General features: G+C 57.3%; 7 protein-coding genes. 4 read left to right on the top strand and 3 right to left on the bottom strand.

Annotation, left to right across the window (positions count from 1 at the left end; translation table 11 throughout):
- Nucleotides 1-62 precede the first annotated feature (62 nt).
- The 3 genes from HX884_RS24460 to intI1 form a co-directional block, all read right to left on the bottom strand.
- Nucleotides 63-3,035 carry a Tn3 family transposase gene (locus tag HX884_RS24460; protein WP_178328925.1) on the bottom strand — a complete coding sequence of 991 codons (2,973 nt, stop codon included), beginning with the start codon at nt 3,033-3,035 and terminating at the stop codon, nt 63-65.
- Nucleotides 3,036-3,037: 2 nt separating this feature from the next.
- The gene (locus HX884_RS24455; RefSeq protein ID WP_001162012.1) at nt 3,038-3,595 is read right to left on the bottom strand and encodes a recombinase family protein; all 558 of its coding nucleotides are present in this window, start codon (nt 3,593-3,595) and stop codon (nt 3,038-3,040) included.
- Nucleotides 3,596-3,900: 305 nt separating this feature from the next.
- A complete protein-coding gene (gene intI1 / locus HX884_RS24450) occupies nt 3,901-4,914 on the bottom strand; it encodes a class 1 integron integrase IntI1 (protein ID WP_000845054.1) in 1,014 nt (337 codons plus the stop codon).
- Nucleotides 4,915-5,059: 145 nt separating this feature from the next.
- On the opposite strand from intI1, the gene aadB reads away from it, so the two are divergent.
- From aadB to HX884_RS24430, 4 genes are all read left to right on the top strand, one after another.
- Nucleotides 5,060-5,593, top strand: a complete 534-nt coding sequence (gene aadB / locus HX884_RS24445; protein ID WP_000381802.1) for an aminoglycoside nucleotidyltransferase ANT(2'')-Ia — start codon at nt 5,060-5,062, stop codon at nt 5,591-5,593.
- 72 nt (nt 5,594-5,665) lie between these two features.
- Nucleotides 5,666-6,220, top strand: coding sequence for an aminoglycoside N-acetyltransferase AAC(6')-31 (gene aac(6')-31 / locus HX884_RS24440; protein WP_115747647.1), 555 nt, complete (start codon nt 5,666-5,668; stop codon nt 6,218-6,220).
- Nucleotides 6,221-6,314: 94 nt separating this feature from the next.
- Nucleotides 6,315-6,947 carry a type B-3 chloramphenicol O-acetyltransferase CatB3 gene (locus HX884_RS24435; RefSeq protein ID WP_000186237.1) on the top strand — a complete coding sequence of 211 codons (633 nt, stop codon included), beginning with the start codon at nt 6,315-6,317 and terminating at the stop codon, nt 6,945-6,947.
- A gap of 69 nt (nt 6,948-7,016) precedes the next feature.
- Nucleotides 7,017-7,844, top strand: a complete 828-nt coding sequence (locus HX884_RS24430; protein ID WP_001007673.1) for an oxacillin-hydrolyzing class D beta-lactamase OXA-2 — start codon at nt 7,017-7,019, stop codon at nt 7,842-7,844.
- Nucleotides 7,845-8,080 lie beyond the last annotated feature (236 nt).

Genomic DNA, 8,080 nt, shown 5'->3' with positions numbered 1-8,080 from the left:
AAAGCCTGTCCTCAGCATAGTACCGGGAAGGAGGGAGTGACCATCTCATTAAATAAAGCACGCTAAGCCGGTGGCAGCGGTCGCAATGGCCTAAACTTCCCCGCACCGACCTTGGCGCTGCTGCGCCATAGGTAATCGCCGGTCAGGTTGATGTGCTCCCACCCCAGCGGCGACAGATATTGCAACAATGTGTCGTCCAGCGCCGTGCCGTTGCCACGCAAAGCACTGGTGGCACGCTCCAGATATACCGTGTTCCACAACACGATGGCCGCCGTCACCAGATTGAGGCCGCTGGCCCGGTAGCGCTGCTGCTCAAAACTGCGGTCGCGGATTTCACCCAATCGGTAGAAGAAGACCGCCCTGGCCAGCGCGTTGCGCGCCTCGCCCTTATTCAGCCCCGCATGGACGCGGCGGCGCAGCTCCACGCTTTGCAGCCAATCCAAAATGAACAGCGTGCGCTCGATGCGCCCCAGCTCGCGCAACGCCACGGCCAAGCCGTTCTGGCGCGGGTAGCTGCCGAGTTTGCGCAGCATCAGCGAAGCCGTTACCGTGCCTTGCTTGATGGAGGTGGCCAGCCGCAGAATTTCATCCCAATGGGCGCGTATTTGCTTGATGTTCAGCCTGTCGCTGCTAATCATCGGCTTGAGCGCGTCATAGGCGGCATCGCCCTTGGGGATGAATAGCTTGGTTTCGCCCAAGTCACGGATACGCGGCGCGAAGCGAAATCCCAGCAAATGCATCAAGCCAAACACGTGATCGGTGAAGCCTGCCGTGTCGGTGTAGTGTTCCTCGATGCGCAAGTCCGACTCGTGGTACAGCAGGCCATCAAGCACGTAAGTTGAATCACGAATGCCCACGTTGACCACCTTGGTGCTGAAGGGCGCGTACTGGTCGGAGATATGGGTGTAGAAAGTCCGTCCTGGACTGCTTCCATACTTCGGGTTGATATGACCAGTGCTTTCTGCTTTGCTGCCGGTTCTGAAGTTCTGGCCGTCCGACGATGACGTGGTGCCGTCACCCCAGTTGCCGGCGAAGGGTTGCCGAAACTGCGCATTCACCAGCTCGGCCAGCGCCGTCGAATAGGTTTCATCGCGGATGTGCCAGGCTTGCAGCCAAGACAGCTTGGCGTAGGTGGTGCCAGGGCAGGACTCGGCCATTTTGGTCAGACCCAGGTTGATCGCGTCGGCCAGGATCGTCGTCAACAGCAAGGTTTTGTCCTTGGCCGTGTCGCTGGTCTTCAGGTGTGTGAAGTGGCGGGTGAAGCCCGTCCATTCATCGACCTCCATCAGCAACTCGGTGATTTTGAGGTGCGGCAGCAGCATAGCTGTCTGGTCGATCATGGCTTGCGCGGCGTCTGGTACTGCCGCGTCCAGCGGCGTGATCTTCAGGCCTGACGCGGTGGTGATGATGGCATCCGGTAAGTCGTTGGCCGCAGCCATGCGGTTGACTGTGGCGAGTTGCGCCTCCAACAATTCCAACCGGTCATGCAGGTATTGGTCGCAGTCGGTGGCCACTGCCAGCGGCAATTCGCTGGCCAGCTTCAAAGTGGCGAACTTCTCGACCGGCACCAGGTATTCGTCGAAGTCCTTGAACTGGCGAGAACCCTGCACCCAGACATCACCGGAGCGCAGCGCGTTCTTCAGCTCCGACAGGGCGCATAACTCGTAGTAACGCCGGTCGATGCCGTCGTCGGTCAGAACCAGCTTTGCCCAGCGCGGCTTGATGAATGCGGTTGGCGCATCGGCGGGCACCTTGCGCGCGCTGTCGCTGTTCATGCCGCGCAGCATGTCGATGGCATCGAGCACACCCTTGGCGGCGGGCGCAGCCCGCAATTTGAGCACGCCCAGGAACTGCGGCGCGTAGCGGCGTAGCGTGGCATAGCTTTCACCGATGTGGTGCAGGAAATCAAAGTCGGCAGGCCGCGCCAATGTTTGCGCTTCGGTGACGCTGGCGGCGAAGGTGTCCCAGGGCATAACGGCCTCGATGGCGGCGAACGGATCGCTGCCGCTTTGCTTGGCCTCAATCAACGCTTGACCGATGCGCCCATACATCCGCACCTTGTCGTTGATCGCCTTGCCGGAAGCCTGGAACTGCTGCTGATGCTTGTTCTTGGCCGCGTTGAACAGCTTGCCGATGATGCGATCGTGAAGGTCGATGATTTCATCGGTGACGGTGGCCATGCCTTCGATGGCCAGCGCTACCAGCGTGGCATAGCGTCGTTGCACCTCGAACTTTGCCAGATCAGCAGGCGTCATCTGGCCACCTTCACGAGCGATTTTGAGCAGGCGGTTCTGGTGAACCTGCCGCTCGATGCCTGCGGGCAGATCAAGTGCTTGCCAGGATTTCAGGCGCTCAATATGTTCGAGCATGTGGCGAGAGTTCGGTTTGGCAGGCGACTGGCGCAGCCATGCCAGCCACGTCACTTTACTGCCGTCCTTGCGCTTGAGAAGTTCGTCCAGGCGCTGACGGTGGGGTGATAACAAAGAATCGGTCAGCGCCGCGTAAATGCGTCGGTTGGCACGGGTGATGGCCTCGGCGCTTGCGCGCTCGATGGCATTCATGGCGGGCAGGATAATGCTCTGCCGCCGCAGATTCTCGACAAGTGCGCTCGCCAGCACGATGACTTTGTCGGTCTGCAAGGCCAGCTCGGTCAATGTATGCACGGCTTGCCGATAGTGGCTCATGGTGAAGGGCTTGAACCCAAAAACCGTTTGCAGCTCGACCAAGTGCTCCCGCCGTGTCTGTTCGCGCTGGCCGTACTCGCTCCAACTTTCCACTGGCATCTTGAGTTGCGCGGCCACCATGCGCAACAGGGGCGGAAACGGAGGCTCATCGACGCCCAAAAAGGTGCCAGGGAATCGCAAGTAGCAAAGCTGCACAGCGAAGCCCAATCGATTCGCGGCGCCGCGACGCTGACGGATCACCGACAGGTCGGTTTCGTTGAACGTGTAGTGCCGTATCAGTTCGTCTTTGGCATCTGGCAGTGCCAGCAGGCTTTCGCGCTCGGTGGCGGACAGGATTGAGCGGCGTGGCATGGTCAGTCTTCCCGCAGGTACTGGTACAAGGTTTCGCGGCTGATGCCGAAGTCACGGGCCACCAAGGTTTTTTGGTCGCCTGCCGCAACTCGCCGTTTCAACTCGGCAATTTGTTCGCTGTTCAGCGATTTCTTTCGTCCCCGGTAGGCACCGCGCTGCTTGGCCAGCACGATTCCCTCGCGCTGACGTTCGCGGATCAGGGCGCGCTCGAACTCAGCGAAGGCTCCCATGACCGACAGCATCAGATTGGCCATCGGTGAGTCCTCGCCGGTGAACTTCAGCCCTTCTTTGACGAACTCCATGCGCACGCCCCGTTGTGTCAGCCCTTGGACGATGCGGCGCAGGTCATCAAGGTTGCGTGCCAGCCTGTCCATGCTATGCACCACCACGGTGTCGCCCTCGCGGACGAAGGCCAGCAGCCTTTCCAGCTCGGGACGCTGGGTGTCCTTGCCAGAAGCCTTGTCGGTGAACACCCGCGCCACCTGAACACCCTCCAATTGCCGTTCCGGGTTCTGGTCGAAGCTGCTGACGCGGACATAGCCGATGCGTTGACCTTGCAAGATGCCTCCAAAGGCAAAAGTGTCAGGATGAAATCTATTACCTTTGACGGAATATGTCAATCAATAGGAAATTTAACTCTATTCTGACATCGTTTGCACATGGTGTCGTTTTCAGAAGACGGCTGCACTGAACGTCAGAAGCCGACTGCACTATAGCAGCGGAGGGGTTGGATCCATCAGGCAACGACGGGCTGCTGCCGGCCATCAGCGGACGCAGGGAGGACTTTCCGCAACCGGCCGTTCGATGCGGCACCGATGGCCTTCGCGCAGGGGTAGTGAATCCGCCAGGATTGACTTGCGCTGCCCTACCTCTCACTAGTGAGGGGCGGCAGCGCATCAAGCGGTGAGCGCACTCCGGCACCGCCAACTTTCAGCACATGCGTGTAAATCATCGTCGTAGAGACGTCGGAATGGCCGAGCAGATCCTGCACGGTTCGAATGTCGTAACCGCTGCGGAGCAAGGCCGTCGCGAACGAGTGGCGGAGGGTGTGCGGTGTGGCGGGCTTCGTGATGCCTGCTTGTTCTACGGCACGTTTGAAGGCGCGCTGAAAGGTCTGGTCATACATGTGATGGCGACGCACGACACCGCTCCGTGGATCGGTCGAATGCGTGTGCTGCGCAAAAACCCAGAACCACGGCCAGGAATGCCCGGCGCGCGGATACTTCCGCTCAAGGGCGTCGGGAAGCGCAACGCCGCTGCGGCCCTCGGCCTGGTCCTTCAGCCACCATGCCCGTGCACGCGACAGCTGCTCGCGCAGGCTGGGTGCCAAGCTCTCGGGTAACATCAAGGCCCGATCCTTGGAGCCCTTGCCCTCCCGCACGATGATCGTGCCGTGATCGAAATCCAGATCCTTGACCCGCAGTTGCAAACCCTCACTGATCCGCATGCCCGTTCCATACAGAAGCTGGGCGAACAAACGATGCTCGCCTTCCAGAAAACCGAGGATGCGAACCACTTCATCCGGGGTCAGCACCACCGGCAAGCGCCGCGACGGCCGAGGTCTTCCGATCTCCTGAAGCCAGGGCAGATCCGTGCACAGCACCTTGCCGTAGAAGAACAGCAAGGCCGCCAATGCCTGACGATGCGTGGAGACCGAAACCTTGCGCTCGTTCGCCAGCCAGGACAGAAATGCCTCGACTTCGCTGCTGCCCAAGGTTGCCGGGTGACGCACACCGTGGAAACGGATGAAGGCACGAACCCAGTTGACATAAGCCTGTTCGGTTCGTAAACTGTAATGCAAGTAGCGTATGCGCTCACGCAACTGGTCCAGAACCTTGACCGAACGCAGCGGTGGTAACGGCGCAGTGGCGGTTTTCATGGCTTGTTATGACTGTTTTTTTGTACAGTCTATGCCTCGGGCATCCAAGCAGCAAGCGCGTTACGCCGTGGGTCGATGTTTGATGTTATGGAGCAGCAACGATGTTACGCAGCAGGGCAGTCGCCCTAAAACAAAGTTAGGCCGCATGGACACAACGCAGGTCACATTGATACACAAAATTCTAGCTGCGGCAGATGAGCGAAATCTGCCGCTCTGGATCGGTGGGGGCTGGGCGATCGATGCACGGCTAGGGCGTGTAACACGCAAGCACGATGATATTGATCTGACGTTTCCCGGCGAGAGGCGCGGCGAGCTCGAGGCAATAGTTGAAATGCTCGGCGGGCGCGTCATGGAGGAGTTGGACTATGGATTCTTAGCGGAGATCGGGGATGAGTTACTTGACTGCGAACCTGCTTGGTGGGCAGACGAAGCGTATGAAATCGCGGAGGCTCCGCAGGGCTCGTGCCCAGAGGCGGCTGAGGGCGTCATCGCCGGGCGGCCAGTCCGTTGTAACAGCTGGGAGGCGATCATCTGGGATTACTTTTACTATGCCGATGAAGTACCACCAGTGGACTGGCCTACAAAGCACATAGAGTCCTACAGGCTCGCATGCACCTCACTCGGGGCGGAAAAGGTTGAGGTCTTGCGTGCCGCTTTCAGGTCGCGATATGCGGCCTAACAATTCGTCCAAGCCGACGCCGCTTCGCGGCGCGGCTTAACTCAGGTGTTAGGCAGCACAAAGACCGTCCTCATGACCACTACCATTAGCTTCGTCACGCTGCGCCTCATGACCGAGCACGACCTTCCGATGCTCCATGACTGGCTAAATCGGCCTCACATCGTTGAGTGGTGGGGCGGAGAAGAAACACGTCCAACACTTGCTGAAGTGCTGGAGCAATATCGACCAAGCGCCCTGGCGAAAGAGTCCGTCACTCCCTACATCGCAATGCTGGATGAAGAACCGATTGGGTACGCTCAGTCGTACATTGCACTCGGAAGCGGTGGCGGATGGTGGGAAGACGAAACCGATCCAGGAGTACGCGGAATAGACCAGTCTCTGGCGAATCCATCGCAGCTGGGCAAGGGCTTGGGAACCAAGCTCGTTCGCGCGCTCGTTGAGATGCTGTTCAAAGACGCTGAGGTAACCAAGATCCAAACGGACCCGTCGCCGAACAATTTACGCGCAATCCGGTGCTACGAGAAGGCGGGTTTTGTGGCGCAAAGAACCATAAACACCCCAGGTGGACCGGCCGTATACATGGTTCAAACACGTCAGGCGTTCGAGCAAGCGCGCAGTGCTGTCTAACCCTTCCATCGAGGGGGACGTCCAAGGGCTATCGTCCTTGGCCGCCCCTCATGTCAAACGTTAGACGGCAAAGTCACAGACCGCGGGATCTCTTATGACCAACTACTTTGATAGCCCCTTCAAAGGCAAGCTGCTTTCTGAGCAAGTGAAGAACCCCAATATCAAAGTTGGGCGGTACAGCTATTACTCTGGCTACTATCATGGGCACTCATTCGATGACTGCGCACGGTATCTGTTTCCGGACCGTGATGACGTTGATAAGTTGATCATCGGTAGTTTCTGCTCTATCGGGAGTGGGGCTTCCTTTATCATGGCTGGCAATCAGGGGCATCGGTACGACTGGGCATCATCTTTCCCGTTCTTTTATATGCAGGAAGAACCTGCATTCTCAAGCGCACTCGATGCCTTCCAAAAAGCAGGTAATACTGTCATTGGCAATGACGTTTGGATCGGCTCTGAGGCAATGGTCATGCCCGGAATCAAGATCGGGCACGGTGCGGTGATAGGCAGCCGCTCGTTGGTGACAAAAGATGTGGAGCCTTACGCTATCGTTGGCGGCAATCCCGCTAAGAAGATTAAGAAACGCTTCACCGATGAGGAAATTTCATTGCTTCTGGAGATGGAGTGGTGGAATTGGTCACTGGAGAAGATCAAAGCGGCAATGCCCATGCTGTGCTCGTCTAATATTGTTGGCCTGCACAAGTATTGGCTCGAGTTTGCCGTCTAACAATTCAATCAAGCCGATGCCGCTTCGCGGCACGGCTTATTTCAGGCGTTGGGCATTAAGGAAAAGTTAATGGCAATCCGAATCTTCGCGATACTTTTCTCCATTTTTTCTCTTGCCACTTTCGCGCATGCGCAAGAAGGCACGCTAGAACGTTCTGACTGGAGGAAGTTTTTCAGCGAATTTCAAGCCAAAGGCACGATAGTTGTGGCAGACGAACGCCAAGCGGATCGTGCCATGTTGGTTTTTGATCCTGTGCGATCGAAGAAACGCTACTCGCCTGCATCGACATTCAAGATACCTCATACACTTTTTGCACTTGATGCAGGCGCTGTTCGTGATGAGTTCCAGATTTTTCGATGGGACGGCGTTAACAGGGGCTTTGCAGGCCACAATCAAGACCAAGATTTGCGATCAGCAATGCGGAATTCTACTGTTTGGGTGTATGAGCTATTTGCAAAGGAAATTGGTGATGACAAAGCTCGGCGCTATTTGAAGAAAATCGACTATGGCAACGCCGATCCTTCGACAAGTAATGGCGATTACTGGATAGAAGGCAGCCTTGCAATCTCGGCGCAGGAGCAAATTGCATTTCTCAGGAAGCTCTATCGTAACGAGCTGCCCTTTCGGGTAGAACATCAGCGCTTGGTCAAGGATCTCATGATTGTGGAAGCCGGTCGCAACTGGATACTGCGTGCAAAGACGGGCTGGGAAGGCCGTATGGGTTGGTGGGTAGGATGGGTTGAGTGGCCGACTGGCTCCGTATTCTTCGCACTGAATATTGATACGCCAAACAGAATGGATGATCTTTTCAAGAGGGAGGCAATCGTGCGGGCAATCCTTCGCTCTATTGAAGCGTTACCGCCCAACCCGGCAGTCAACTCGGACGCTGCGCGATAAAACCGCGCAGCGCCGGTTACTTCAACGTTAGTACCACTGAAACCCTCCTTTATTTCGCCCATGTTTATTCAAACGGCATTCAGTTTCTCAAACGCTGTGCAGCGCTGGGTTTGCCGTTTCTCTGGGCTTCGCCTGGTGGCGTTACGCTGGTTTGTGGTCTTTTTGGCCTCTGGCCCTTGTGTAGCCGTCATTCCGCAGCTAATTCCAGAATTTAAATAGCGTGATCTGGCGATCAG

Source organism: Enterobacter sp. SECR19-1250 (genome assembly GCF_013391025.1).
In the GTDB taxonomy this organism is placed as follows: domain Bacteria; phylum Pseudomonadota; class Gammaproteobacteria; order Enterobacterales; family Enterobacteriaceae; genus Enterobacter; species Enterobacter cloacae.
Note: the sequence above shows the minus strand (reverse complement) of the source record. Positions and strands in the feature narration are given on the sequence as shown.